Origin of the sequence: Acidovorax sp. WCS2018Noco2-16, assembly GCF_031843945.1 — a bacterium.
Taxonomy (GTDB): domain Bacteria; phylum Pseudomonadota; class Gammaproteobacteria; order Burkholderiales; family Burkholderiaceae_C; genus Paracidovorax.
In genome coordinates, this window is the sequence record NZ_JAVTJJ010000003.1 from 199,685 (window position 1) to 224,485 (window position 24,801).

General features: G+C 66.0%; 17 protein-coding genes and 1 pseudogene. 13 read left to right on the forward strand and 5 right to left on the reverse strand.

What is annotated here, in order from left to right; translation table 11 throughout:
* From RQI28_RS10390 to RQI28_RS10400, 3 genes and pseudogenes are all read right to left on the reverse strand, one after another.
* Entirely contained in the window at window positions 1-1,482 is a 1,482-nt protein-coding gene (locus tag RQI28_RS10390) for a class I SAM-dependent DNA methyltransferase (RefSeq protein ID WP_311223293.1), read from the reverse strand.
* 98 nt (window positions 1,483-1,580) lie between these two features.
* The gene (hsdR, locus tag RQI28_RS10395) at window positions 1,581-4,073 is read right to left on the reverse strand and encodes an EcoAI/FtnUII family type I restriction enzme subunit R (RefSeq protein ID WP_311230891.1); all 2,493 of its coding nucleotides are present in this window, start codon (window positions 4,071-4,073) and stop codon (window positions 1,581-1,583) included.
* A 311-nt stretch (window positions 4,074-4,384) separates the two neighbouring features.
* Window positions 4,385-4,706, reverse strand: a pseudogene (locus RQI28_RS10400) (hypothetical protein); the annotation flags it as partial.
* 210 nt (window positions 4,707-4,916) lie between these two features.
* Between RQI28_RS10400 and RQI28_RS10405 the strand changes: the two are divergent.
* Together RQI28_RS10405 and RQI28_RS10410 are read left to right on the forward strand one after the other, a co-directional pair.
* On the forward strand, window positions 4,917-5,333 hold the full coding sequence (locus tag RQI28_RS10405) for a YkgJ family cysteine cluster protein (RefSeq protein WP_311223296.1): 417 nt from the start codon (window positions 4,917-4,919) through the stop codon (window positions 5,331-5,333).
* 246 nt (window positions 5,334-5,579) lie between these two features.
* Window positions 5,580-6,191, forward strand: coding sequence for a hypothetical protein (locus RQI28_RS10410; RefSeq protein WP_311223298.1), 612 nt, complete (start codon window positions 5,580-5,582; stop codon window positions 6,189-6,191).
* Window positions 6,192-6,358: 167 nt separating this feature from the next.
* Here the strand turns inward: RQI28_RS10410 and RQI28_RS10415 are convergent, their stop codons facing one another.
* Window positions 6,359-6,727, reverse strand: coding sequence for a KGG domain-containing protein (locus RQI28_RS10415; RefSeq protein ID WP_311223314.1), 369 nt, complete (start codon window positions 6,725-6,727; stop codon window positions 6,359-6,361).
* 525 nt (window positions 6,728-7,252) lie between these two features.
* Between RQI28_RS10415 and RQI28_RS10420 the strand changes: the two genes are divergently transcribed.
* Window positions 7,253-7,693, forward strand: coding sequence for an OsmC family protein (locus tag RQI28_RS10420; RefSeq protein ID WP_311223299.1), 441 nt, complete (start codon window positions 7,253-7,255; stop codon window positions 7,691-7,693).
* A gap of 224 nt (window positions 7,694-7,917) precedes the next feature.
* On the opposite strand, the gene RQI28_RS10425 is transcribed toward RQI28_RS10420, so the two are convergent.
* Complete coding sequence (locus RQI28_RS10425) at window positions 7,918-8,223, reverse strand: hypothetical protein (RefSeq protein ID WP_311223300.1); 306 nt, start codon at window positions 8,221-8,223, stop codon at window positions 7,918-7,920.
* 117 nt (window positions 8,224-8,340) lie between these two features.
* On the opposite strand from RQI28_RS10425, the gene dinG reads away from it, so the two are divergent.
* The 10 genes from dinG (at window position 8,341) to RQI28_RS10475 (ending at window position 24,448) form a co-directional block, all read left to right on the forward strand.
* Window positions 8,341-10,560, forward strand: coding sequence for an ATP-dependent DNA helicase DinG (gene dinG, locus RQI28_RS10430; RefSeq protein ID WP_311223301.1), 2,220 nt, complete (start codon window positions 8,341-8,343; stop codon window positions 10,558-10,560).
* 44 nt (window positions 10,561-10,604) lie between these two features.
* Window positions 10,605-10,967: a zinc ribbon domain-containing protein YjdM gene (locus tag RQI28_RS10435; protein ID WP_311223302.1), complete on the forward strand. Its 363-nt coding sequence runs from the start codon at window positions 10,605-10,607 to the stop codon at window positions 10,965-10,967.
* 193 nt (window positions 10,968-11,160) lie between these two features.
* On the forward strand, window positions 11,161-11,667 hold the full coding sequence (locus RQI28_RS10440; RefSeq protein ID WP_311223303.1) for a pyridoxamine 5'-phosphate oxidase family protein: 507 nt from the start codon (window positions 11,161-11,163) through the stop codon (window positions 11,665-11,667).
* A gap of 94 nt (window positions 11,668-11,761) precedes the next feature.
* On the forward strand, window positions 11,762-11,977 hold the full coding sequence (locus RQI28_RS10445) for a hypothetical protein (RefSeq protein ID WP_311223304.1): 216 nt from the start codon (window positions 11,762-11,764) through the stop codon (window positions 11,975-11,977).
* A 175-nt stretch (window positions 11,978-12,152) separates the two neighbouring features.
* Window positions 12,153-12,806 carry a 3'-5' exonuclease gene (locus RQI28_RS10450; RefSeq protein WP_311230422.1) on the forward strand — a complete coding sequence of 218 codons (654 nt, stop codon included), beginning with the start codon at window positions 12,153-12,155 and terminating at the stop codon, window positions 12,804-12,806.
* Window positions 12,807-13,166: 360 nt separating this feature from the next.
* A complete protein-coding gene (locus RQI28_RS10455) occupies window positions 13,167-15,674 on the forward strand; it encodes a WG repeat-containing protein (protein WP_311222075.1) in 2,508 nt (835 codons plus the stop codon).
* 282 nt (window positions 15,675-15,956) lie between these two features.
* Entirely contained in the window at window positions 15,957-17,645 is a 1,689-nt protein-coding gene (gene leuA / locus RQI28_RS10460; RefSeq protein WP_311222076.1) for a 2-isopropylmalate synthase, read from the forward strand.
* Between the two features lie 82 nt (window positions 17,646-17,727).
* Window positions 17,728-18,225, forward strand: coding sequence for a C40 family peptidase (locus RQI28_RS10465; RefSeq protein WP_311222077.1), 498 nt, complete (start codon window positions 17,728-17,730; stop codon window positions 18,223-18,225).
* Between the two features lie 46 nt (window positions 18,226-18,271).
* Window positions 18,272-19,381, forward strand: a complete 1,110-nt coding sequence (locus RQI28_RS10470; RefSeq protein WP_311222078.1) for a 3-deoxy-7-phosphoheptulonate synthase — start codon at window positions 18,272-18,274, stop codon at window positions 19,379-19,381.
* A 195-nt stretch (window positions 19,382-19,576) separates the two neighbouring features.
* Window positions 19,577-24,448, forward strand: coding sequence for an EAL domain-containing protein (locus RQI28_RS10475; protein ID WP_404976888.1), 4,872 nt, complete (start codon window positions 19,577-19,579; stop codon window positions 24,446-24,448).
* The last annotated feature ends 353 nt before the right edge of the window (window positions 24,449-24,801 follow it).

Genomic DNA, 24,801 nt, shown 5'->3' on the forward strand with positions numbered 1-24,801 from the left:
TCAAGCGCTAGCGGCTGTTTTGGCTGATAAAGACTGGGCAAGGATGCCCTTCAACTCATCGCGCAGGGCCTGGGCTTCGGCCTGCAGGCGGGCGTAGTTGGCCAGCAGCACTTCCGGGTCGTGGCTGGTTTGTTCGCCGATGTGGGGGTTCTTCTGGTCGAGGTTGTAGTTCGCGACTTTGATCTGGTCGATGCTGACCTTCCACGCGCGCTCGTTCTCCACGCGGGCTGCAAAGCCGTCGGCCTCGGTGCCCCACCAGGCTTTCTCAAGGTCGAATTCTTCGATGCGGATGGGCTTGGTCTTGTTGTAGTTTTTCACGCCCGGCGGGTAGGGGTGCTCGTAGTACCAGATGTGTTGCGTGGGCTGGCCTTTGGTGAAGAACAGCAGGTTGGTTTTGATCGGGGTGTAGGGAGAAAAAACGCCATTGGGCAGGCGCACGATGGTGTGCAGGTTGCAGTGCTGCAGCAGTTGTTCTTTGATGCGGGCCTTGACGCCTTCGCCAAACAAGAAGCCGTCGGGCAGCACCACGGCGGCGCGGCCGCCGGGTTTGAGCAGGTGCTGGATGAGCACGAGGAAGAGGTCGGCGGTTTCCTTGGTGCGCACGTCGGCGGGGAAGCCCGCCTCGATGCCTGGCTCTTCAATGCCGCCAAAGGGTGGGTTGGTGAGGATGACGTTGACGCGGTCTGCGGCGGTGTAGTCGCGCAGCGGGCGGGCCAGGGTGTTGTCGTGCACGATCTGGCTGGGCACTTCGATGCCGTGCAGCAGCAGGTTGGTGACGCACAGCATGTGCGGGAGCTGCTTTTTCTCCACGCCGCGGATGCTGTTTTGCAGCACGGCCTCTTGGTCGGCGTTGTGCACTTGCTTGCGCAGGTGCTCGATGGCGCAGACGAGGAAGCCGCCGGTGCCAGTAGCCGGGTCCATCAGGCTTTCGCCCAACTGGGGGTTGGTCATGTCCACCATGAACTGGGTGACGGCGCGGGGGGTGTAGAACTCGCCCGCGTTGCCTGCGCTTTGCAGGTCGCGCAGGATTTTTTCGTACAGGTCGTTGAACTGGTGGCGTTCGGCCTGGCGGTTGAAGTCGATGGCGTTGAGCTTGTTGACCACCTGGCGCAGCAGGTGGCCGCTTTTCATGTAGTTGTAGGCGTCTTCAAATACGCCCCGCACCACGTAGCCGCGTGGGTTCCGGGCGGGGTCGGCGCTCAGGGCCTTGAGGGCCGGGAAGAGCTGCTTGTCCACAAAGTCGAGCAGCGCTTCACCAGTCAGGCCCTCGGGGTTGGCAGCCCAGGCGCGCCAGCGCATGTCCTGGGGAATCGGGCTTTGGTAGTGGTCGCGCGTGGCTTCGAGTTCTTCTTCGAGCGCATCAAACACCTTGAGGAACAGCAGCCAGGTGAGCTGGCTGATGCGCTGGGCGTCGCCATCGACGCCGGAGTCCTGGCGCATGACGTCCTGGATGGATTTGATGACGGGGGTGAGGTTGGACATGGAACGCAGACTTTAAGCAAAAACGGGCTCTAGCGCTTATTGGATAAGCGCTAGCAGCTATCAAAAACAGAGTATTCGGGGCGCCACTGTCGGCACTATCAAGGGGCTGGGTGCGTAGCGTACAGCTCGCGCTCCAGCGCCTGAAGCGCACCAAGGTATTGCGGGCGGCCGCCAAAGCTGCGCACCAGCTCCACCGGGCTGCCCAGGTCGGTGAAGGGCTGGAGCTTGAAGATGTCGTTGCTTTCGATGGTGGCAATGCCTTCGTCGGCGTATTTGTCGAGCAGCGCCTCCAGCACCTTGCGGGCCACGGGGCCGTATTGGGTGAAGACGTTGCGCTTTTTGACGCGCTGGGCGCGCTCGCGGCGGGTGAGCGGGGGTTGGTCGTAGGCGACGTGCAGCAGCAGGTCGAACGGGTCGAGGTCTTTGCCTACCTCTGCGGCCAGGGCCTCGATGAGCACCCCTTGGGCCTCCAGCTCACTCAGCAAAGCGGCCTTGCGGTCGGCCTGGTGCCAGGTTTGCAGGAACTGGTCGAGCGAGTCGTATTGCTTGCGCAGGTTGATGCGGGTGTAATCGCGCAGGCTTTCGGTGACCAGCTTGCCCTGGGCGTTGAGGTACTGCACGCGCTCGCGCGCCACGGCGACGGTGACGTTGTTGCCCAGGATGTATTTGCGGGGTTCGTCGCTGCTTGCGCCGCCGTCACCAGGGCCGGTGGTGATGGGCCACGCGTCGGGGTGGCCTTCGACAGGCTCAGGCTGAACGGATGGGGGGAGTTCCACCAGTGGGGGCGGGGCCATGGGCTCGCCGGGCTTGGGCTCGTACACCTGCACGGGTTCGCCATCAAAGGTTTCGTCGGCAAAGAGTTCGGTGGCGCGCTTGAAGTCGAGGATGGTGAACCAGCTTTTGCCCAGGTCTTCGCGCAGGCGGGTGCCCCGCCCGATGATCTGCTTGAACAGCGTCATGGACTTGATGGTCTGGTCCAGCACGATGAGCTTGCAGGTTTGTGCGTCCACGCCGGTGCTCATGAGGCGGGAGGTGGTGGCGATGACGGGGTAGGTCTTCTCGGGGTCGATGAAGTTGTCCAGCTCGCGCTTGCCTTCGGCGTTGTCGCCAGTGATCTGCACCACGTATTTGGGCTGCGTGGCGCAGATGTCTGCGTTGGCGTTGCTGAGCGCCTGGCGCATGCGGGTGGCGTGCTCGATGTCTTCGCAGAACACGATGGTCTTGGCGTAGCGGTCGGTGGCTTTCAGGTATTCGGTGATCCTGCCGGCCACCACGGCATCGCGCTGCTCCATGACGAGCTTGCGGTTCATGTCGGTGCCGGTGTAGACGCGGTCTTCGATGAGGTGGCCGAACTTGTCGCGCATGCCCTCGGTGGGGCGCCAGCCGAAGGTGTCGCGGTCCAGGTCTACCCGCACGACCTTGTAGGGCGCGAGGTAGCCGTCTTCAATGCCTTGCCGCAAGCTGTAGGTGTAGAGCGGCTCGCCGAAGTAGTCGGTGTTGGAGACGTCCTCAGTCTCCTTGGGTGTGGCCGTCAGGCCGATTTGCGCGGCGCTGGCGAAGTAGGTGAGGATCTCGCGCCAGGCGGAGTCGTCAGCTGCGCTGCCCCGATGGCATTCGTCCACCACGATGAGGTCAAAGAAGTCGGGGCTGAACTGCTTATAGATGTTGCGTTCGTCCTCGGTGCCTGTCACGGCCTGGTAGAGCGAGAGGTAAATCTCGTAGCTCTTGTCCACCACCTTGGTGGCCTTGTTCACGGCCAGGTCCACGTCTTCGACCGTGACCCGACCCTGCGCATCCACGCGCTCCACCCCTTTGGCGTTGGGGCTGAGCTTGGCCATGGCGCCTTTGAAAGGGCGAAAGTCGTTAACCATGGTCTGGTCGATGAGGATGTTGCGATCCGCCAGAAACAGGATGCGTTTTTGTCCGCCGGGTTTGTTTGCACGCCAGGGCGACTTCCACAGCCGGTGGATGATCTGAAACGCGGTGTAGGTTTTGCCCGTGCCAGTGGCCATGACCAGCAACACGCGGTTTTGGCCTGCGGCGATGGCCTCTACCGTGCGGTTGATGGCGTTGATCTGGTAGTAGCGCGGAGTTTTGCTGGGGGAATAGTCGGTGGCGGCGATCTGCTGCACCTGCGGCGCCCAGCCCTTCCAGGCGCAATATTTGGCCCATAGCTCGGCGGGGGATGGGAACTCGTCGAGGGTGAGGTTTCGCTCCAGCACGCCATCAGCCAGCGTTGCGTCACGAAATACAAAGCCGTCGCCATTGCTGGCAAAACAGAACGGCACGTCCAGCAATTGCGCGTATTGAATGGCCTGGGCCATACCCGCGCCCACTGCGTGCCTGGCGTCTTTGGCCTCCACCACGGCCAGGGGCATATTGGGCTTATGAAACAGCACGTAGTCCGCCCGCAAGATGGAAGACTTGTCGCGCTGAGCCGATTGGCCGCGAACCACTACGCGGCCCGGGCGTAGTGTGTATTCACGCAGGATATGCTGCTGAACGCTCCAGCCTGCACCTAGCAACGCAGGCGTAATGAACTGATCGCAGATATCGGTTTCGCTTAGCTGGCTTTTGTGCGAGGGGCTCACTCGTTGGACTTTGTGCTGAGAGATTGCACACATTGTGCTGTCGCCCCAGACCTATCGCTCAGCAATTGCCGAATGCAGCACTATCTCCTGGTTGAGTGTCCGTAGAGCTTTTACCCTCGCAAGCCTAGGGAGCAGAACTCACTCCTGCTTCGTCTGCTTCCAGATCCGGTCCGCCCGTTCCCAGGCAGCCTTGGCCGCAGGCTCCGCATCCTTCCAGTTCAGGCGGCTGGTATCGCGGTCGGTTTCCCAGCGTGTTTGCAGATCACCACGGGCTTCGTTCCAGTCGCTGCGGCCATCGATCACGCTCTGGTAGCCGTGGCGATAGGCGGGCGCGTAGTCGTCATAGGTGTAATCACTTGAGTAGTACGGCTCGCGACCATGGGCGTCGCGCCAGTAGGCGTCTTCCTCCGTCGGGTTGACGGCTTCGGCCGCGCCCTTGCCGGCCAAGCCGCCCACGACAGCGCCGACCACAGCGCCCACAGCAGTGCCAACGGGGCCGCCAATAGAGCCAGCGGCAGCGCCCGTGACTGCGCCGCCTGCGGCACCAACGCCAGTGCCGATGGGATGGGCGCCAGGCGCGTTGGTGATGGGGTCAAGGTTCCGGTCGCGGTTGAGGTCTTGGGGTGCATTCATGATGGTCTCCTGTAGGTGTGGGTGGACATATCCGAGACTTCATGTTCCCCACCGCTGTGCCACGCTCGCGTAGGCCAAGCGCCAAACGCGGCGACAGTTGGGCAGACCGTGTTCATGGCAGGCGCTGCGCCTCGCGCCGACGTGTGGCGTCGATGGCAGCGGATGCGGTCTCACCTGGGCTGCCACCCGCCCAGGCACAATCGCAACCCCATGCGCTCCCCCATTGCCATCGTTGACGTCGACCGCCTTGACACGTGGACCCGCTACCGCGCAGGCCTTTGTGAATCGTGCGCGGCCAACTGCTGCACGATGCCGCTGGAAGTGCAGCTGTCCGACCTGGTGCGTCTGGGGTTGGTGGATGCGTTTGAGGCAGAACATGAAGAACCACGGCACATCGCCAAGCGGCTGCAAAAGGCACGGCTGATCGACCACTTCAATCACAAGAACGTAATGTTCACGATGGCGCGGCGCGCCAGTGGCGACTGCCATTTTCTGAACGCGATAACCCGGCGCTGCACTGTGTATGAGCAGCGGCCGGACACCTGCCGGCTGCACCCCAAGACCAAAAGCCCCAAGCCTGGCTACTGCGCTTATGGCCCCGCTTCCCAAGGCCGGCCCCCGCGCTGAAAGCACGGCCCGCAAGTGCTCAGCGCAGCGGGGCGCATGCCTTGGACCGTCCTACAGCGCCGTGGCGCGCGGCTTCGTATGATGGAACGCCTAACGCGCGGCCCCACGCGCGCACCGATGCCCAGGGCCGCTTCATCCGCCAACCGGACCGGACCTTGACGGCAACGCGAGAGCGGCAGCCAATGCCGCATCTCTGCGTGACCGCCTTCGCAGGCCACACCGGTCCCCTCGAGAGGAATGCGTTCGATGGCAACCACTCTGTCTCCTGCCTCCATTGCCGCCGGCGCCCCGGCAACCGTGTTTCAGGCCATGCACGCCAAGGCAATCGCCTGGTGCCACGATTTCGAGCAGTACAAGGAAGAATGCAAGGTGTTCGCCGAGCGCCTGCGGGTCGATTTCATCCTGTACTTGGGCGCCAAGTCCACCGATGTGGAATTTCATGTGCTCGATGAACGGCTGGACCGCCTGCGCGATGAGGGCACCACGCTGTCGCCGCGTCTGCAGGTGGGCGATGACGGGTTTCTGTACTTCGGATTGACGCTGTTCTTCAAGTCCGAGGGCCACTGCCTGGACGAGCATGTGCGCATTGGCGTGCAGCGTGGGCGCACCCAGTGGCGAGTGCGCTGGAACCAATTAGAAGCGCCTTATTCCGTCGAAGGATCGCACCAGGCGTTCTTCGACAAGGTAACGGCGGCCATGATGGAAAAGTTCGCCACGCCGTTCCGGAAGATCCGCGGCCAGTTGGGCTTTGTGCCGGCCTTTGCAAACGATCACATGGAACTGTTACCGGTGGGCGAAGCACGGTTGCTGGGGGAGGCGGCGAACGCAACGGCTGGCGCTGCAGGCTCTGCCATTTAGTCCATTGGACCGGTCCTCTCACCGGGTGGATCTCCGCTGCCGGCACCCAGCGATGAGTGCATGGCGCACCCGGCCGGAGCGCTCGCGTTGCGGATGACCGGCGCAGCCCGGGTGCCCGGTCAGGCAAAAAAGAAGGCCCTTGCGGGCCTTCGCAGGGTCAACCGGCATTAGCGGTCATTCTTGTGGCTTTGGCTGCCTGCACGTGCATGCTGTTCGCTGCTGCCGCCACGGGTACCGCCCGAGTTGCTGTTGCTGTTGCTGTTGCTGTTGCTCGAAGAGGCGGAGGTGTTATTGGAACCTTGGCCACCATGGCTCTTGGAGCCGGCTTCTCGAGCTTCCTGGGAATTGAATTCGTGGGCATTGCCAGAGGCATGCGCCGCGCGGCCGCCTTCTGCCGCGATTTCGCGCTGGCGATCAGAGTCCATCGACGCAAAGCCACGACCGGACGACTGGCTGCCTTGGTTATTGCCCTGGCCGCCTTGGTTGCCGCCTTGGTTGGTGTGCTGGTTGTGACCTTGTGGATTGTTGCTTGGCATGTTGATAACTCCTTGATTTCTAGGTGAAAAAACACGCGGCGATCTCCGCGTGCCCAACAAATTTGCATGGTCGCCTAAAGCCTTTGAGGTAGGAGCGATCCGACGGCGACGTAGGAATCCTGAGACCACCGGTAAGCGTTTGTTGTCAACATTGGGAAGCCGTTTCAGGCGTTGCAAACCACTGCATCGGCACTCTCCGCCAGACTGGCTGCGGCGGGTGTGTGAGCGTGTGCTCGCCGCTGTCACCGGGAGGTGCCTCCGGACCAGGCCTGTGGAATGGCACGCGATCGATTGGCGCATTGCGCTGACGAATGCACCGGCTGCGCCTTGTGCGCCGTGCGGAGCCTCTTCGATGCGTTCTGCATGGTGCGCCGGGCCTGAGCGCGAGCGGCCAGCGCGCGGCCCGGTGCGCCACAGGGCCGCGCGGCCACGTCCGACAGACCCGCACCAGGCGCGGTGGTGTGATGCGGGGTTGGCGCTGGAAGGCGCCTGCACCGTTTTTTCCACGCACCAGGAGTTCAATACATGTCCGCTGAAAAATCCGCATCCGTGCATTGGGAAGGCGCCGGCAAGGCTGGCCAGGGCAAGATCAGCACCGAAACCGGCGCGCTCGATGGCTATCCCTACGGCTTCGCCAGCCGCTTCGGCGACGACCGCAAGGGCACCAATCCGGAAGAAATCGTCGGCGCCGCGCACGCCGCCTGCTTCACCATGGCTTTCTCGTTCGCTTGCGACAAAGCAGGCATCGCGACGGAAACGGTGGACACCACCGCCAAGGTTCGCTTGGCCAAAGACGGCGACGCCTTCAAGATCGACCGCATCGCCTTGACGCTGACAGCCAAGGTGCCGGGCATCGATGAAGCGCAGTTTCAGAAGATCGCCAACGAAGCGAAAGCCAACTGCCCGCTGTCGAAGGCACTCACGGGCGTGCCCGAAGTGACGCTGACTGCAACGCTGCAGAATTGATGGCCTGAGCGGGAATGCCACCAAAAAATTCATCAAATTGGGCGATAGCGCTTACTGAATAAGCGCTGCCAGCTATCAATTAAATAGCATCACTGGGTTGGGCGAAGATACCCGCTCACACATCGAACAGGCCGAGGCGCAAAACCCCAAGCGCCTGAACCTGCGAAAAAGCCGCCAACACCTGTGCAAGGTGCTGGCGGCTTTTTCGCCGAGGCTTCGGCGTGCTACTTCTGCTTTTGGTAAGCGTTGTGCGCTGGGAGGCCTCGGTCGGTGTCCTGCAGGCCACGCTTGACGTCGCGGTAAGCCTGTTCCACGTTGGCGTCAGGCTGGCCGTCCGTCATGCCGACGGATTGGTCACGCTCGTGCGGCATCAAGGGTGCCGATCCTTCCTCACCCTGCTTGTCGGGGTCGGTCGGCACATCCTTGCGCGTGGTGTCCACTGATCGCTGAACCGACGTGGCGGTCGCGTCGGGCGGTGTCTTGGATTCCGGATCGGTTGCGGTGGCAGAGTCAGGTGTGGGGCGGGTCATTGCATTGGCCTTTCGAATGGCAGGCCACCATCGTAGAAGTGCCGCCGTGCGGGAGCTGTAGGCAAGCGCGCTGGCCGGCTGTCGCGTCGGCGCCCGCGGGCCGTGTCACACTACTGTATGTCTCAACAGGAGTGGGCCGCCCAGGCCCTGAAGTCTTTCGATGCGGTGGTGTCGGCCACGGGGGGGTTTCGCAGCCGTGCCGGGCAGCGCCGCATGGCCGAACAGGTGGCCCATACCTTCTCGCACGCCCAACTGGGCAAGGTGGAAGACACGGACGGTGACGGCGCTGCACCGGCGCCCGCACCCATCCGCTCCATTGCCGTGGTGCAGGCCGGCACGGGTGTTGGCAAGTCGCTGGCCTATAGCGTGCCGGCCATTGCCATGGCGCTGGAGCGCGGCACGCGCGTGCTGATTTCCACCGCCACGGTGGCGCTGCAGGAACAGCTGGTCAACAAGGATTTGCCCGCCCTGGCCGCGCGCATGGAGCAGCCCTTTCGCTTCGCCCTGGCCAAGGGGCGCGGCCGCTATGTGTGCAAGCTCAAGCTCGAGCGCCTGGCCGGTGGTGGCACCGCTGGCGGTGACGGCGGCGACGGGCACGACGACGACCTGTTCGCCGACGAAGAGGCCGAGGCCAACGCACGCCGCCCGCACCAGGAATCGCAGGCGCGCATGCAGTTCTACGCCACCATGGCCGACGCGCTGTCGACCAGCGAATGGGACGGCGACCGCGACACCCTGCAGGCCCCGCCCGAGCCCGAGGTGTGGAGCCCCGTGGCGGCTGAATCCAGCTCTTGCACCGGCAAGCACTGCCCGGTGTTCAGCCAATGCACTTATTACGAACGGCGCAAGGCGCTGGTGGCCGCGCAGGTGATCGTCGCCAACCACGACCTGCTGCTGTCTTCCATCGGGGCGCGCCTGCTGCCCGAGCTGGACAACTGCCTGCTGGTGCTGGACGAAGCGCACCACCTGCCCGCCACCGCGCTGCAGCAGTTCGCCTGCGAGGCCGACCTGAGCCGGCTGAATTGGATCGACAAGCTCGCCAGCCGCGCGTTGCGCATCGGTGCGCTGGTCGAGGTCGAAGAGATTGCCGACGTGCCTGCCCACGCCGCCCGCCTGCGCACCGCCTTGCAAGACGCGGCCAGGCTGGCAATGGACGTGTACGGCGACGAACTGCGCGCACCCCGCCCCGCCTGGGGCGGCCGCGCCCGGGCGCAGGCGCCCGGCGTGCCGACCCGCGCCCGCGTGGCGGGCGGCGTGCTGCCGGCGGCTTTGGTCGAGCCACTCGGCCAGGCCGCGCACCATGCCGAGGGCTTTCTGGACGCGCTGCGCGCCATCTCCAAGGCCTTGCGTGCCGAGATCCGCGACAAGCCCGACGAGGCGCGGCGCCTGTCCACGCTGTACGCGCAGATCGGCGCGCTGGCGCCCCGGCTGGAGGGCGTGCACGCCACCGCCCAGCTGCTGCTGCAGGACGCGCCCGAAGGTGCCGTGCCCGCCGCCAAATGGTTCACGCTGCAGGTCGATGGCGACTTCATCGTCGTGAAAGCGCATGCCAGCCCGGTGCTGCCGGGCAACACACTGCGCCATCATCTGTGGGCCAGCGTGCGCGGGGCGGTGCTGACGTCTGCCACGCTCACCAGCTGCGGGCAGTTCGACTTCTTTCTGCGTGAAACGGGGCTGCACGGCGATGCCGCCGTGACCACGCTGGAAGTGCCCAGCCCCTTCGACTACGCCCTGCAGGGCACGCTGGTGGCCACCGAAACCCTGGCCGACCCGCGCGAGGCGCAGGCCTTCACCGCCGAGATGGTCGATGCGCTGCTGAGCGACCTGGCCATGGTTGAATCCGGCGCGCTGGTGCTGTTCACCTCGCGCGACCAGATGCGCCAGGCCGTCGATGCGCTGCCCACCGCCATGCGCAGCGCCGTGCTGGTGCAGACCGCCCTGCCCCGCCCGCAACTGCTGGCGCGCCACCGCGAGCGCGTGGCCGAAGGCGAGCCGTCCATCATCTTCGGCATGCAGTCGTTCGGCGAAGGGCTGGACTTGCCCGGCGCGCTGTGCGAATCGCTGTTCATCACCAAGCTGCCCTTCGCCCCGCCCGACGACCCGGTGGGCGAGGCCCGCGCCGAATGGCTGCGCGCGGCAGGGCGCGACCCGTTCAGCGAACTGGTGGTGCCGGCCACCGCCATTCGCCTGGCGCAATGGGTGGGCCGCGCCATCCGCACCGAAGAAGACCGCGCCCACGTGTACTGCTACGACAAGCGCCTGGTGCGCACCTCGTACGGCCAGCGACTGCTCAAAGGCCTGCCGCCCTTCACGCTGGAACGGCGCATGCCGGCATAGCGCCGTGCCGCCTGCTTTTTCTCCTTCACCTGCTACCTTGACACATGCCTGACACGACCCCCGCCTGCCCGCAATGCGGCCTGAACAACACCTACCCGGACGCCCCGCTCTACATCTGCCCCGACTGCGCGCATGAATGGCCCATCGGCGGCAGCGAGGCCCCTGGCGACGATGGGGGTGACGCGGCCGATGGCGTGGTGCACGACGCCAACGGCAACCCGCTGGCCGATGGCGATGCGGTGATTCTGGTGAAGGACCTGAAGGTCAAGGGCGCTGGCGCCACGCTGAAGAAGGGCACCAAGATCAAAGGCATCCGCCTGGTGGACGGTGCCGACGGCCACAACGTGGACTGCAAGACCGATCTGGGCAGCCTGCTGCTGAAGTCGGAGTTTCTCAAGAAGGCTTGAGAATTGCGCTATAGGCAGGGCCAACGCGCACAGCAGAAGGCCTGCCACCCCGCAGCCTGTCGGACGCGCCCCACAGGCTACGGGGCCGCCCACCGACCCATGCGCATCTTTCCCCGGCCTACAGTGAATGAACCGCTGCGGCGCATGTTGCCCGCAGCCTTCTGTTTCATTCACCCATCACCGGAGACTGCGCATGAGCGACAACAAAGACACGCCCCACGCCACGCTGTGGAAGCTGATCAAGGACATTCGCTTCGGCATGCTGACGCACCGGCATGACAACGGCCAGCTGCATGCGCACCCGTTGACCACGCAGAACAAGGACATCGACGAGCAGTCGCAGTTGTACTTCTTCATTCCCAAGAATGGCGAGATCTACAGCCGTCTGCAGCGCGACAACCAGGTCAACGTGACCTACGCTGACCCAGGCGACGACAGCTACGTATCGCTGTCGGGCAATGCTTCGTTTATCGAAGACCAGGCCAAGAAGGAAGCGCTGTGGTCGCCCATGGCCAAGGCCTGGTTTCCTGACGGCGTGACCGACCCCAATCTGGCGCTGCTGTCCATTCACATCGACCACGCCGAGTACTGGGATGTGAAGGAAAACAAGATGCTGCAGCTGTTCAAGATGGCCACTGCCGCCATCACGGGCAAGCCGCCGACGGGCATGGGCGAGCACAAGGAACTCACGCTGGGTTGATAGCCTGAAATCGCCCTGCGACCACACCGTGCGCCGGGCGATTCGCTTTCTTCCGTTTTTTCTTCTTTCTTTCTTCCACTTCAAGGAGACATGCATGGCCGACAACGACAAGCAGGAACCCGGAGCAGGCAAGGTCGAGAACGATCACAACCGCCAGGGTGACCAGGACCCGACGCAAAAGAACGAGGGACGCCGCACGCCCGAAAGCCGCAACGACCGCGATGCGCATATCGGCAGTGGCAACCAGGTCCAATCGCGCCAGGGTGGTGGCGGGCCCTCCACCGGAGGCGGCGGGCGTGGCGCCGGTTGAAGGCGGCACGCTGACGTGCCGCGGGTAACGCAACTGCCTTCGCTCACGATCACCGCGAACTGATTCCGCACTTAAAAAAACCCCGCCCCGCCGGCGCGCACTCCACGTGCCGGCAGGCGGGGTTTTATGTGCGTGGCACTGCAATGATGGGCGCAGGCATGGACAATCGCCCGCCATGCCGAAGTCTCCCCTCATCGCCGTCATCGATTTCGAAACCACGGGCATGACGCCTGCCCAGGGCGCACGCGCCACCGAAGTGGCCATCGTGCTGCTGGAGGGCGGCCAGGTGGTGGACCGCTTTCAAAGCCTGCTGCGCACGGGCGTGTGGATTCCGCCCTTCATCACGCAGCTGACCGGCATCACCAACGCCATGGTGGCCGCCGCGCCCGATGCCGAAGGCGTGATGCGCGAGGCCGCGCGCTTTGTGGGCGATGCGCCCATGGTGGCGCACAACGCCGCGTTCGACCGCAAGTTCTGGTGCGCTGAACTGGCCTTGGCCGGCGTGGGTGCGCCGCATGCATTCGCCTGCACCGTGCTGCTGTCGCGCCGGCTCTACCCTGAATCGCCCAGCCACAAGCTCGGCTCCATCGTGGACCACCTGGGTCTGCCGCGCGCCGGCCGCGCCCACCGGGCGCTGGCCGACGCCGAGATGGCCGCTGCCTTGCTGGCGCGCATGCAGCACGACCTGCGCCAGCGCTGGCACGTGGCCGAGCCCTGTCACGCGCTGCTCAGCACGCTGCAGCGTTGCGCCCGGCCCAAGGTGGGTGCGCTGCTGGCGGGCTACGCCCGTGTTGCAGCGGCACCTGCGGCCGTGGCCTTGCCTGCTTAACCCCCGAAGCGCCTGGCTGGCAGACCTCATTTGCTATTAATTTAATAGCAATAAGCGCTTGATAGATAAGCGCTAGAGGCCTCTTTGGCTTGAAGTTTGAGCGATCTTCGCATCGGCGAAGCACCGTCAGCCGCCGTGCCGTGCGCGCTGGCGGCCTGTGCCAGCGTCTATGTGTGCGCGTTGCAAGGACTGTATCGATAACACCGGGCCGCAGGTGCGCGGCAAGCGGCACGTGCAGGCCATGGCACTGGGGTCGAACCCTTGACCGTGGACCTCACGCCACACCTGGGTGCGCCGTGCAAATGGTTACCGCCCTGCCGGGGGCCATGACTACGATCCCCAGCGGAGGAACCGAGCTTCATGAACGATCACACGCATGCACCACCCCGGCTAGTGCGCATTCCGCTGCAGGCCGATGACCAGGCGCATGCGTTGCTGATCGTGCAGGGCGACCGCGCTATCGAGCCGACCGGCGGTTTGTGCCAGGTGCTGCGTTTCGTGCCCGATGGCGCCGGCGGCTGGATCGCCGCCGCACAGGCCGGCGACGAGCGCTGGGGCTACATCGACGGCGAAGGTGCCTGGCGCGTGCCACCCACGCTGGACAACGCGCGCAGTTTTTCCAGCGACGGCGTGGCCCGCTTTTGCGACCAGGGACTCTGGGGTTATCTGGACACCGCCGGCCGCGTACTCATCACCCCCCGCTTTGACGACGCCCGCCCCATGCGCGGGGGGCTCGCAGCCGTCAAGACCGGCAACGCCGCCTGGCGCATCGTGCGGCAGGACGGCGAATTCGCCTGCGACGCGGTCTTTGAAGACCTGGGGCCTTTCGGCGCACAGGGCCTGGCGCGCGCCAGCCAGCACGGCGCCATGGGCTATGTGGATGCAGCGGGCCAGTGGGTCATCGCCCCGCGACTGCGGCATGCGCGTGACTTCGAAGACCAGGCCGTGGTGCCGGCTTCGATGGACGGCCACAGCTACGGCCTGCTGGACGCCTGCGGCACCTGGGTGCTGCCGCCCCGGTACCCGCGGCTGGAGGCGTTCAACGAAGAGGGCATGGCTTTCTTCGCCGAACCCGATGCCGCCCGGGACGGCCACGGCTATATCGACACGCAGGGCCGCGTCGTGCTGCATGGCGGCCCGCATCTGTCGCGCCACATGGCCTGCGGCCTGGCGGCCGACCACAGCGATGACGAAGGCACCCGCTACCGGGTTGCACAACGCGCGCTGCCCGCAGACGAAGGCCAAGCCGCTGCGGCGAGCGATCGCCATGCATCGGCCTACTGGAGCTACGGCACGGCTTTTCGCGCCGGCGGCTGCATGGCCGTCGTGCGCCGCGCGCCTAAGCCGCTGCAGGAGGAAGGCGCGCGTGGCATGGGCCTGGCAACGCAGGGCGCGGCCCATGGCGCCTGGGGCCTGCTGCACGCGGACGGCCGCTTCGTGCCCGCGCCCGCAGGCCTGCTGGAGCCGCTGACCGGGGCCGAAGGCTGGCTGCCGCCGCCGCAGCCGGGCACCGCGCTGGTGGCCTTTCACACCAACGAAGGTCAACTCGCCTGGGTGGACGGCGACGGCGCTGTGGCCTGGCGCGCGCACTACGACGGCCAGCAGGCCGCGTTGCTGGACGCGCAAGGCAGGCTGCTGTGGCACAGCGCCCCGCGCGACAACTGCTGGCCGCCCCGCCCCTTCTTCCACGCGCCGCTGGTCGATTTGCTGCAAGGCATCACCGGCGTGGACCAGGTCGCCACACTGGCGTGCACCCTGGCCGCCACGGCCGAGCGACGCCTGCACGCACTGGCTGCCGGGCAGTTCCGCACTGACGAGGCCGAGCTGTCGGACACGGTTCGCAGCGCAGACATCGACCCCTCGATCACCGGCGATGACGCCGACCGCCGCGCTACCGTCGCCGTGCGCCGCGTGCTGCGCGCCACGCTCGGCGAAGCGCACCAGGCCACGTACGCCTTCCTGGCGCCGGAGCGCGAACGCATGCTGCGTGAAGGACGCCGCGTGCTGGCACAACACCTGGGACAACGCCATGGCACGCCCGACCAGCAGCCCGACCATGCTGCGCCGCAGACCTTTGAGGGCGAAGACCTGCTGGCCTGGCCCCTGCCGCTGGCGCAGCCCGTGGCGGCAGGCGACCCCCACACGACACAAAACGGTACGCGCCAGCTCTGGCTGAGCCTGTATGCCCGGCGCAGCGCGCAGGGCACGCCGCCGGGCGATGGCGACGCCTGGTGGGAGCTGTGGCTGATGGTTGCACCCAGCACCGCCGCACTGCAGGCCGCCCAGTCCGCACGCAACGCCATCCATGCGCGCAACAGGCCGGCCGACAGGCACGCGCCGCGCTCCAATCCCGCGCCCTCGCGGGCTGAAGAGCTCAGCGTTGCTGCGACTGCTGTCGCCGCCCCGCCCCGCATCGTGCTGCCGTCCTTGTCCACACTGTCGCTGAACGGCGCTGCGCCACCCGCCAAGCCACGGCCTGCCGTGCCAGCCCCGGCATTCCACGCCATGGCCGCGCAGTTGTCGCTGCGGCCGGCACGCGCGCCGCAGCAACAACACCCGCAGCACCGCCGGTGGGCTACACCCGCTGTGGCGCTGATGGCGCATTTCGTGTTGAGCGTGCTGGCAATCGCCTGCCATGCCGGTGTCGTACTGGCCGCCTGGCGCGAAGAGGGCCTGTGGGCTGGCCTCGGCACGCTGGTCTTCATGGGGTTTGCCGAGCTGTACTGGGCCTGGCGCTTTGCCTTCCATACGCCCGAAAGCCTGGCGCTGGCCGCAGCGGCGCTGGCCGTGGTGCTGTACCTGTTCGTGTGGTGCGTGGTCTATCGCCGTATGGGCCAGACCTTCACGGCGCAGGGCGCGACGGCCTAGGCACCGCGCAAAACCCTGTGCTAGGATCACAGCCATGCAACGCCGCTACTCCCTACCCACGCTATCGCTAGGCCACCTAGTGCCTGGCCGGGGTCTGCCTGCGTTCGCTTCTTTCGTTGCCTGATTCCAGCGCAACACCGACTTCTCCCCTGACCCCGGCCCGCGAACCAGCCTTCACATGCGTGAAGGGCTGCAGGGAGACAGTCGACCGGTTCTTACCCCCAATGTGTTCAGCGCTGGCGTCGACCGACTGCCGCCAGCCCCCGATTCGCGGAGCCCCTCATGATTGCCCAGCCTTCCACCAAGTACCAGGCCTTTGCCCCCATCGCGTTGAACGACCGCACCTGGCCGTCGAACACCATCACGCGCGCACCCATCTGGTTGTCCACGGACCTGCGTGACGGCAACCAGGCGCTCTTCGAGCCCATGAACGGCGAGCGCAAGATGAAGCTCTTCATGGAGCTGGTGCGCATCGGCTTCAAGGAGATCGAGGTGGGCTTTCCCGCCGCGTCGCAGACCGACTTCGACTTCGTGCGCCGCCTGATCGACGAAGACCTGGTGCCCGATGACGTCACCCTCATGGTGATGACCCAGTCGCGCTCCGACCTGATCGAGCGCACGGTAGAAGCCGTGAAAGGCGCGCCGCGCGCCATCGTGCACCTCTACAACGCCACCGCGCCGGTCTGGCGCCGCGTGGTGTTCGGCATGGAGGTGCCCGAGGTGATGGCTTTCATCACCCAGCACGTGTCGCACCTGAAGCGCCTGACCGACGCACGGCCCGAGACGCAATGGACGCTGCAGTATTCGCCCGAATGCTTCAGCGCGACCGAGCTGGAGGTGTCGCTGCAGGCCTGCCAGACAGCCATCGCCGCGTGGGGCACGGGCCCGGGGCGCGAGATCATCATCAACCTGCCGACCACGGTGGAAAACGCCACGCCCAACATCTTCGCCGACCAGATCGAGTGGATGCACCGGCGCCTCACCCCCCGTGAACACGTCGTGCTGTCGGTACATCCCCACAACGACCGGGGCACGGGCGTGGCCGCTGCCGAGCTGGCCATGATGGCCGGCGCGCAGCGCGTGGAAGGCTGCCTCTTCGGCAATGGCGAGCGCAGCGGCAACCTCGACGTGGTGACGGTGGCGCTCAACCTCTACACCCAGGGCGTGCACCCCGGGCTCGATTTTTCCGACATCAACGCCATCGCCCGTGTGGCCGAGGAATGCACGGCGTTGCCGATCCACCCGCGCCACCCGTATGTAGGCGACCTGGTGTTCACGTCGTTCTCGGGCTCGCACCAGGACGCGATCAAGAAGGGCTTTGCCGCGCAAGATGCCAACGGCCTGTGGCAAGTTCCATATCTGCCCATCGACCCGGCCGACCTGGGCCGCACCTACGACAGCGTGATCCGTGTGAACAGCCAGTCCGGCAAGGGCGGCATCGCCTTCTTGCTGGAACGCGAGCGCGGTGTGGTGATGCCGCGCCGCATGCAGGTGGAATTCAGCGCGGTGGTGCAGCGCCACACCGACACGAGCGACGGCGAGATGACCGGCGCCGCGCTGTGGGACCTGTTCCAGGCGACATACTTGCGCACGCCCGCGCAGGCGCCGGGTGCCGTGCACTATCACGCGCACCGGCTGGCGAACGACGGCCAGAGGATCGAGATCGACGTGACCATCGATGGCGCGCGGCAGACCCTGCAGGGCCAGGGCAACGGGCCCATCGATGCCGCAGTGGATGCGTTGGGCCTGCCGCTGCGCGTGCACGGCTATGAAGAGCGTGCCACCGGCGGCGGTGCAGATGCACAGGCCTTCGCGCTGGTGGAAGCCGGCATGGACGGCCAGCCCGGCGCCACCTTTGGCGTGGGCCTGCACCACAACATCGTCACCGCGTCGATCCAGGCGGTGGTCAGCGCAGCCAATCGGCTGGTCGCACGGCATGGTCGTTCTGCGAAGGACGCGGCTGCGGCCTGAAAACGTTCTGATGTTCTGACAGTCACATCTGCAAAGCCCTGGGCGCGCGTCGCCCGGGCCGCATCCGCTAACCTTGGCGGCCATGCGTGACGCCGCCCTTTCCCGCCGCTTCTTTTCCGCCGCCCTGCTGTCGGTGCCCTTGCTGCTGGCGGGCTGCGGTTCCGCGCCACCGCGGCGGGCGGCGCGCACCATCACCTATTCGCGGCTCACGCCCGATCAGTCGAGCGACATCGCCATCCACGCGCTGGGCCTGGTGGGCACGCCCTACCGCTACGGCGGCAACACGCCCGAGGGCGGCTTCGACTGCAGCGGCCTGATCGGCTACGTGTACACCAGCCGCGCCGGCGTGGCACCGCCGCGCACGGTGGCGCAGCTCAGCGACTTCGGCGAACGGGTGGATGCGGACGAGCTGCGCACGGGCGACCTGGTGGTGTTCGGCTCGGGCCGGCCCACGCATGCGGGCATCTACGTGGGTGAGGGCCGCTTCGTGCATGCGCCCTCCACCGGCGGCACGGTGCGGCTGGACCGCATGACCTCCGGTTACTGGTCGCGCCAGCCCACGGCATTCCGCCGGCCCTGATACACGGCAAACCGCCACCTGCGGCCCCGCGCGACAATCGCGGGTTATGACAACCCACGCCCACCGCCCCGCCACGCCGCTTTCCACCCACGACACCACGCGCATCGACGACACCCGCATCGGCGCGGTGCGCCCGCTGCTCACACCCGCCCTGCTGCAGGAATGGCTGCCCACGCCCGATGCCGCACTGGCGCTGGTCGAAGCCAGCCGCGCCGCCATCTCGCGCGTGCTGCACGGCCAGGACGACCGGCTGATCGTGGTGGTGGGGCCGTGCTCCATCCACGACCATGAACAGGCCATGGAATACGCACGCCAGTTGAAGGCGCAGGCCGATGCGCTGCAGGCCGACCTGTTGATCGTCATGCGCGTGTATTTTGAAAAGCCACGCACCACGGTCGGCTGGAAGGGCTACATCAACGACCCGCACCGCGACGGCAGCTTCGCCATCAACGAAGGGCTGGAGATGGCGCGTGCGCTGCTCTTGGACGTGCTGGCGCTGGGCCTGCCGGTGGGCACCGAATTCCTCGACCTGCTGAGCCCGCAGTTCATCAGCGACCTGGTGAGCTGGGGCGCGATCGGCGCCCGCACGACGGAAAGCCAGAGCCACCGGCAGCTGGCCAGCGGGCTTTCCTGCCCGGTGGGCTTCAAAAACGGCACTGACGGCGGGGTGAAGGTCGCAAGCGACGCCATCCAGGCGGCCGAGGCACCGCACGCGTTCATGGGCATGACCAAAATGGGCCAGGCCGCGATCTTCGAGACACGCGGCAACAACGACTGCCACGTCATCTTGCGCGGCGGCAAGCAACCCAACTACAGTGCGGCCGACGTGGATGCGGCCTGCACGCTGCTCAAAGCTTCGGGCCTGCGCGAGCAGGTGATGGTCGACGTGTCGCATGCCAACAGCAGCAAGCAGCACCGCCGCCAGATCGATGTGGCCGCCGATGTGGCGGCGCAGATTGCGGCGGGCGATGCACGCATCACCGGGCTGATGATCGAAAGCCATCTGCAGGAAGGCCGGCAGGACATCGTTGCCGGCCAGCCGCTGGTGCACGGCGTGTCGGTGACCGACGCCTGCATCAGCATGGCGCAGACGGTACCCGTACTGGAAGGCTTGGCCGCATCTGTAAGGGCGCGTCGCGGCGCAATTTTGGGGTAAAAACCCTACAGCGCTTGTCAATTAAGCGCTTTAAGCTATTAAATTAATAGCGAATAAAGGCCGTTTCTGGCATGGGTGTAGCATTGAGTTACCAATTGTGTTCAGCGTGATGCGCGTTCGATCCATGTCCGGCCCCCCTATTGCCATGCCTGCTTTCCTGGCCCGCGCCAGCGCGCCGGGTCATTGAGCATGCGCATGCCGCCCGTCTCCGCGCTGTCCGCGTGGCAAGAACTGCCGCAAGACTGGGGCATTCCCGACACTGCTGAAGACGCCTTGTTCGACCAACTGGCCCGGCTTGCAGCGCGGCTGTGCGGCATGCCGATGGCAGCCGTCTGCTTTGTGCAGCAGGCCGAAGCTGCGGGCGAGAACGAGAGCGAATGGTGCAAGGCGGCACACGGCCTGCCCCGTGCCTTGCTGAACGGCATGCCCGCCCTGCTGGCACTGGCGCGAGATGCACCGCCGCAGGTGCCTGCTGACGCAACCCACGATAACGCAGCACCCCTCACGCAACCGCCGATCGTCGTCGTGCCGGATGCACGCACGTATCCGGCACTGGCCGGCCACCCCGTCACGCAGTCTCCGTGGCAAGTGCGCGCTGTGGCCTGCGCGCCTCTGTGGGCTGCCGATGGCGTCACCGTTCTGGGCGCCGTCGTCGTGATGGACACGCTGGAGCGGGGCCTGCAGGCCCCGCAGCGCGAGGCCCTGCAAGCCGTGGCCGACCAGTTGATGGCGCTGCTGGAACTGCGCCGCACCCGCAACGCCGTAGCCCGGCACGCACTGGAGCGCGACGGCCTGCTGGCGCAGCTGCAGGTGCAAGGCGAGGTACTGCGCAATGTGGGTCGCGTAGCGCGCGTGGGTGGCTGGCAGGTCGACGTGCCCACCCGCATCCTGACATGGTCGCACGAAGTGGCCGCCGCCTACGAATTGCCGATGGCCCAGGCGCCGTTGGACGCCAGCATGGCGATCTACCCGGCCGATGCGCGAGAAGCGGTCCGCGCAGCGTTCGAGGCCTGCGCCACCAACGGCACGCCCATCGACCTGCAGGCGCCAGTGACCATGCCCAACGGCCGGCAATACCGCGTGCGGGTAGTGGCCCACGCCGTGCGCAACGACCGGGGTGTCATCACCAAGGTGCAAGGCACGTTCCTCGACGTGAGTGACAGCCATGCCGCCAAGGCCGCGCGCTCTGCCAGCGACGAACGCTTTCGCCTGGTGGCCAGCGCCACCACCGATGCGGTATGGGACTGGGACCTGCAAACCGACGCCGTGTGGTGGAACGAAGGCATGGAGGCGCTCTTCGGCGTGCCGCGCCATCTGCTGCCGCCCGACAGCACTTCGTGGACGGATCGCCTGCACCCTGACGACCGCACCCGCGTGCTGCAGCGCGTTCGTGCGGTGCTGGAGGGCACCGGCAACGCCTGGGCCGATGAATACCGTTTTCGCCGCTTCGACGGCAGCTATGCCTGGGTGAGCGATCGAGGATTCGTCATCCGCAACGACCAGCGCCGGGCCGTGCGCATGGTGGGCGGCATGGCCGACGTCAGCGCGCAGAAGCAGGCCGCGCTGCAGGCTCAGCAGGAAGCACAGGCGCACGCCGAACTGGTGCGCGTGCAGCAAAGCATCGCGTCGCTGGAGATGACGACTTTCGATGTGCTGCAGCTCACGGCCGATTCGGCGCTGGGGTTGACGCAGGCCGCTGCTGCCGTGGTCGAGCTGCGCGACGGCGACCGGCTGCGCGTGTGCGTCAGCGCCCGCGGTGGGGTGCCCGGCTTGGGGCCGGCGCTGGGCGATACCGCCCCGCTGGACACAGAAGCTGCGAGCGGAGCGCATTTTCTGGCCGCTCCGGTGCGCGCCGGCGATACGGTCACGGGCCGGCTGCGGGTGCTGTCGCTGCACGAAGGCCAGTTCACCGCGCGGCATGCAGAGCATCTGCAGACGCTTGCCGATTCGCTGGGCGCCACGCTGCAGCTGCGCGACATCGAAGCGCAGCTGCGCGCGTCCGAGCAGCAATACCGCGCGCTTTTCGCCGACCATCCCCAGCCGATGTGGGTCTATGAGTGCGAGAGCCTGCGCATTCTGGCGGCGAACCGCGCCATGGTGCAGCACTATGGCTATTCCGAGGCTGAACTGCTGGGCATGACGCTGCAGCAGCTGTGGTTGCCCGAAGAGAGTGAGCAGCTCATCGCCACGCTGCGGCGCATTCCACCCGACGCGCGGCCCGAGGCCGTGCACCGTCGCCATGTGCGCCGCGACGGCACGGTGATCGACATGGAGATCTACGCCGGTGGCACGCGCTTTGACGGCCGGGCGGCGCGCCAGGTGCTGGGCAACGACGTCACCGAGCGACTTCGCATCGAACGCGAGTTGGTACGCGTGGGCCGAGCCCAGCGCCTGTTGAGCGCCTGCAATGAAACACTGGTGCGCGCCACGTCTGAATCAGAACTGCTGCATGCCGTGTGCCGCGTGGCCGTGGACATCGGTGGCTACCGCATGGGCTGGGTGGGCATGGCGCGCGACGATGCGCGCAAGTCGGTCGACATCGTGGCCCACGCCGGCCACAACGACAACTTCGTCGAACAGCTGGATCTGAACTGGAATGGCGAGACGCCCGGCGGCTTCGGCCCGGCGGGCGTGTGCATTCGCAGCGGCCGGACAGTGATCGTGCGGGACGTGAGCAAGACGCCGGGCTTCAACTACTGCCTCGAGCGAATGCAGGCGCACGGCTTTCATGCCGTGGTCTGCCTGCCGCTCAGCGACGCCCAGCGCACCTTCGGCGTGCTGTACCTGTATGCGCCCGAAGTGCTGCATCTGGGCGCGGAAGAAACGCAGCTGCTGGAGGCGCTGGCCAATGACGTGGCCTTCGGCATCAAGAGCCTGCGCGCGCGCGACGAGCAGCAGCACCTGCAGGCCATGGTGCTCAAGGTGGCATCGGCCGTATCCGCAGGCAACGGCGCGGAATTCTTCCAGCAGCTGGCGCACAACATGGCCGATGTGCTGGCCGCGCAGGTCGCCTGCGTGGCGCGCCTGCTGCCCGAGGCACCGGGCGAGCCGCGCCGTGCCGTGACGCTGTCGTACGTGCTCGACGGCGTGGTGCAGTCCAACGTCGAATACGAAGTGGCGGGCATGCCCTGCGAAGAACTGGTCACGAACCGCCAGTGCATCGTGCAGGAACGCGCTTCGCAGATCTACGACAGTGTGCCGATGTTCACGGCACTGAACGTGCAAAGCTACGTGGGCCACCAGTTGACCGATAGCGAGGGCGTCGCGGTGGGCATGGTCTTCGTGACGTTCCATGAACCGCTCACGCGGCCCGATTTCATTTTGCACACGCTGCAGATTTTCGCGGCGCGCGCCACGGCAGAACTCGAGCGCCAGAATTCGGACCTCCGCATCCGCCAGCAGGCGTCGCTGCTGGACAAGGCGCGCGACGCCATCATCGTGCGCGACCTGAACCACCGCATCACCTTCTGGAACCAGGGCGCCGAGCGCATGTACGGCTGGACGCAGCAAGAGGCGCTGGGCCGCAGCATCGCAGAGCTGCTCTACAAAGATCCACAGGAATTCCACCGCGCCACGCAGGAAACACTCAAGGAAGGCGAATGGATCGGCGAGATCGAGCAGTACGACCGCTCTGGCGCCGCGCTGGAGGTGGAAGGCCGCTGGACTTTGGTGCGCGGCGAGGACGGCACGCCCGAATCGGTGTTGGCCATCAACAGCGACATCCGCCAGCGCAAGGCGACAGAGCGCGAGATCCAGCGCCTGGCGTTCTACGACCCGCTCACCGGCCTGCCCAACCGCATGCTGCTCATGGACCGCATCGGCCATGCGCTGGCCACCGCGCAGCGCCGGCAACTGGGCGGTGCGCTGCTGTTCATCGACCTGGACAACTTCAAGACGCTCAACGACACGCTGGGCCACGACAAGGGAGACTTGCTGCTGCAGCAAGTGGCCCAGCGCCTGAACACCTGCGTGCGCAGCGTCGATACGGTCGCCCGCTTGGGGGGCGACGAATTCGTGGTGATGGTCGAGGAGCTGAGCACCGACCCGCACGAGCTGGCCCAGCATGCACGCAGCGTGGGCGAGAAGGTGTTGGCCGTGCTGGCGGCGCCCTACGCGCTGTCGGGCTACCAGTACCGCAGCACGCCCAGCATCGGCATTGCGCCCTTCACCGATGCGCAGACCAGCGTGGGCGAATTGCTCAAGCAGGCCGACCTGGCCATGTACCAGGCCAAAACCGCCGGGCGCAATACGCTGCGATTTTTCGACCCCGGCATGCAGGCCGTGGTAAGCGCCCGAGCCACGCTGGAGACCGACCTGCGCGCAGCACTGTCGCAAGAGGAATTTTTGCTGCACTACCAGCCCCAGGTGGACCACCATGGCCACGTGGTGGGCGTGGAGGCCCTGCTGCGCTGGGCGCAGCCGGTGCGCGGCATGGTGCCGCCGGGCGACTTCATTCCCCTGGCCGAGGAAACCGGGCTGATCCTGCCGCTGGGCCGCTGGGTGCTGCACACGGCCTGCAAGATGCTGGCAAGCTGGCGCGACGAGCCAGACCTGGCCCACCTGACGATGGCGGTGAACGTGAGTTCGCGCCAGTTCCGCCACGCCAGCTTCGTGGACGACGTGGCCCGGGTGCTGGCCATCACCGGTGCACCGTCCAGCCAGCTGAAGCTGGAGTTGACCGAAACCCTGCTGGTGGAAGACATGGAAACCACCATCGCCACCATGACGGCCCTGCGCACTTATGGCGTGCGGTTTTCGCTGGACGACTTCGGCACCGGCTATTCATCGCTCAGCTACTTGAAGCGCATGCCGCTCGACCAGCTGAAGATCGACCAGAGCTTCGTGGCGGACCTGCTGACCGACCCGAACGACGCGGCCATCGTTGACACCATCATCGCTTTGTCGCGCAGCCTGGGCCTGCAGGTGATTGCCGAAGGCGTGGAAACGGGCGAGCAGCGCGACCGGCTGGCGCAGGCGGGCTGCCGGTTCTACCAAGGCTACTTCTTCAGCCGGCCCCTAGCGGCCGATATGCTGGACAGGCTCCTGCGTCCCCACCACGCGGCTTGAGGCCCCTGGCGGGCCGCAAAACAGCCTTGGCGACCCCTGCAGGGGTCATTCAACGTCTCGGCTTTTAAAAAAAATCGCGCCCCTTCGCTTTGGCACGTCTGCCAAGCCGGCTCAGGCAGCCTGACTTTGTCCCTGGTATTTCTTCTTTTCTTTCTATAAAACCATAGTGGTAGTAGTAAGCAACGGCCCAGGCTGTGGATAAGTGCGATTTGCCCAATCGGCTCCAGCACTTGGCCGATTCACAAGCCTGTGCGTGCCAGGCTGTTCCCGAAGTACGTCAGACGGGGATAAAACTTCAATCTCGACCGGCGCTGTGGACAACTGCCTGGTTGTGCCAAAACTGTCCCCAGACT

What these genes read in the sequence shown, in the direction of transcription:
- RQI28_RS10415 (WP_311223314.1), bottom strand. Translation starts at nt 6,727, where the DNA reads ATGCCAAGCAACAATCCACAAGGTCACAACCAGCACACCAACCAAGGC.
- RQI28_RS10445 (WP_311223304.1), top strand. Translation starts at nt 11,762, where the DNA reads ATGGCCGACAACGACAAGCAGGAACCCGGAGCAGGCAAGGTCGAGAAC.
- RQI28_RS10405 (WP_311223296.1), top strand. Translation starts at nt 4,917, where the DNA reads ATGCGCTCCCCCATTGCCATCGTTGACGTCGACCGCCTTGACACGTGG.
- RQI28_RS10440 (WP_311223303.1), top strand. Translation starts at nt 11,161, where the DNA reads ATGAGCGACAACAAAGACACGCCCCACGCCACGCTGTGGAAGCTGATC.
- leuA (WP_311222076.1), top strand. Translation starts at nt 15,957, where the DNA reads ATGATTGCCCAGCCTTCCACCAAGTACCAGGCCTTTGCCCCCATCGCG.
- RQI28_RS10455 (WP_311222075.1), top strand. Translation starts at nt 13,167, where the DNA reads ATGAACGATCACACGCATGCACCACCCCGGCTAGTGCGCATTCCGCTG.
- RQI28_RS10420 (WP_311223299.1), top strand. Translation starts at nt 7,253, where the DNA reads ATGTCCGCTGAAAAATCCGCATCCGTGCATTGGGAAGGCGCCGGCAAG.
- RQI28_RS10450 (WP_311230422.1), top strand. Translation starts at nt 12,153, where the DNA reads ATGCCGAAGTCTCCCCTCATCGCCGTCATCGATTTCGAAACCACGGGC.
- RQI28_RS10470 (WP_311222078.1), top strand. Translation starts at nt 18,272, where the DNA reads ATGACAACCCACGCCCACCGCCCCGCCACGCCGCTTTCCACCCACGAC.
- RQI28_RS10475 (WP_404976888.1), top strand. Translation starts at nt 19,577, where the DNA reads ATGCCGCCCGTCTCCGCGCTGTCCGCGTGGCAAGAACTGCCGCAAGAC.
- dinG (WP_311223301.1), top strand. Translation starts at nt 8,341, where the DNA reads ATGTCTCAACAGGAGTGGGCCGCCCAGGCCCTGAAGTCTTTCGATGCG.
- RQI28_RS10435 (WP_311223302.1), top strand. Translation starts at nt 10,605, where the DNA reads ATGCCTGACACGACCCCCGCCTGCCCGCAATGCGGCCTGAACAACACC.
- RQI28_RS10425 (WP_311223300.1), bottom strand. Translation starts at nt 8,223, where the DNA reads ATGACCCGCCCCACACCTGACTCTGCCACCGCAACCGATCCGGAATCC.
- RQI28_RS10390 (WP_311223293.1), bottom strand. Translation starts at nt 1,482, where the DNA reads ATGTCCAACCTCACCCCCGTCATCAAATCCATCCAGGACGTCATGCGC.
- RQI28_RS10410 (WP_311223298.1), top strand. Translation starts at nt 5,580, where the DNA reads ATGGCAACCACTCTGTCTCCTGCCTCCATTGCCGCCGGCGCCCCGGCA.
- RQI28_RS10465 (WP_311222077.1), top strand. Translation starts at nt 17,728, where the DNA reads ATGCGTGACGCCGCCCTTTCCCGCCGCTTCTTTTCCGCCGCCCTGCTG.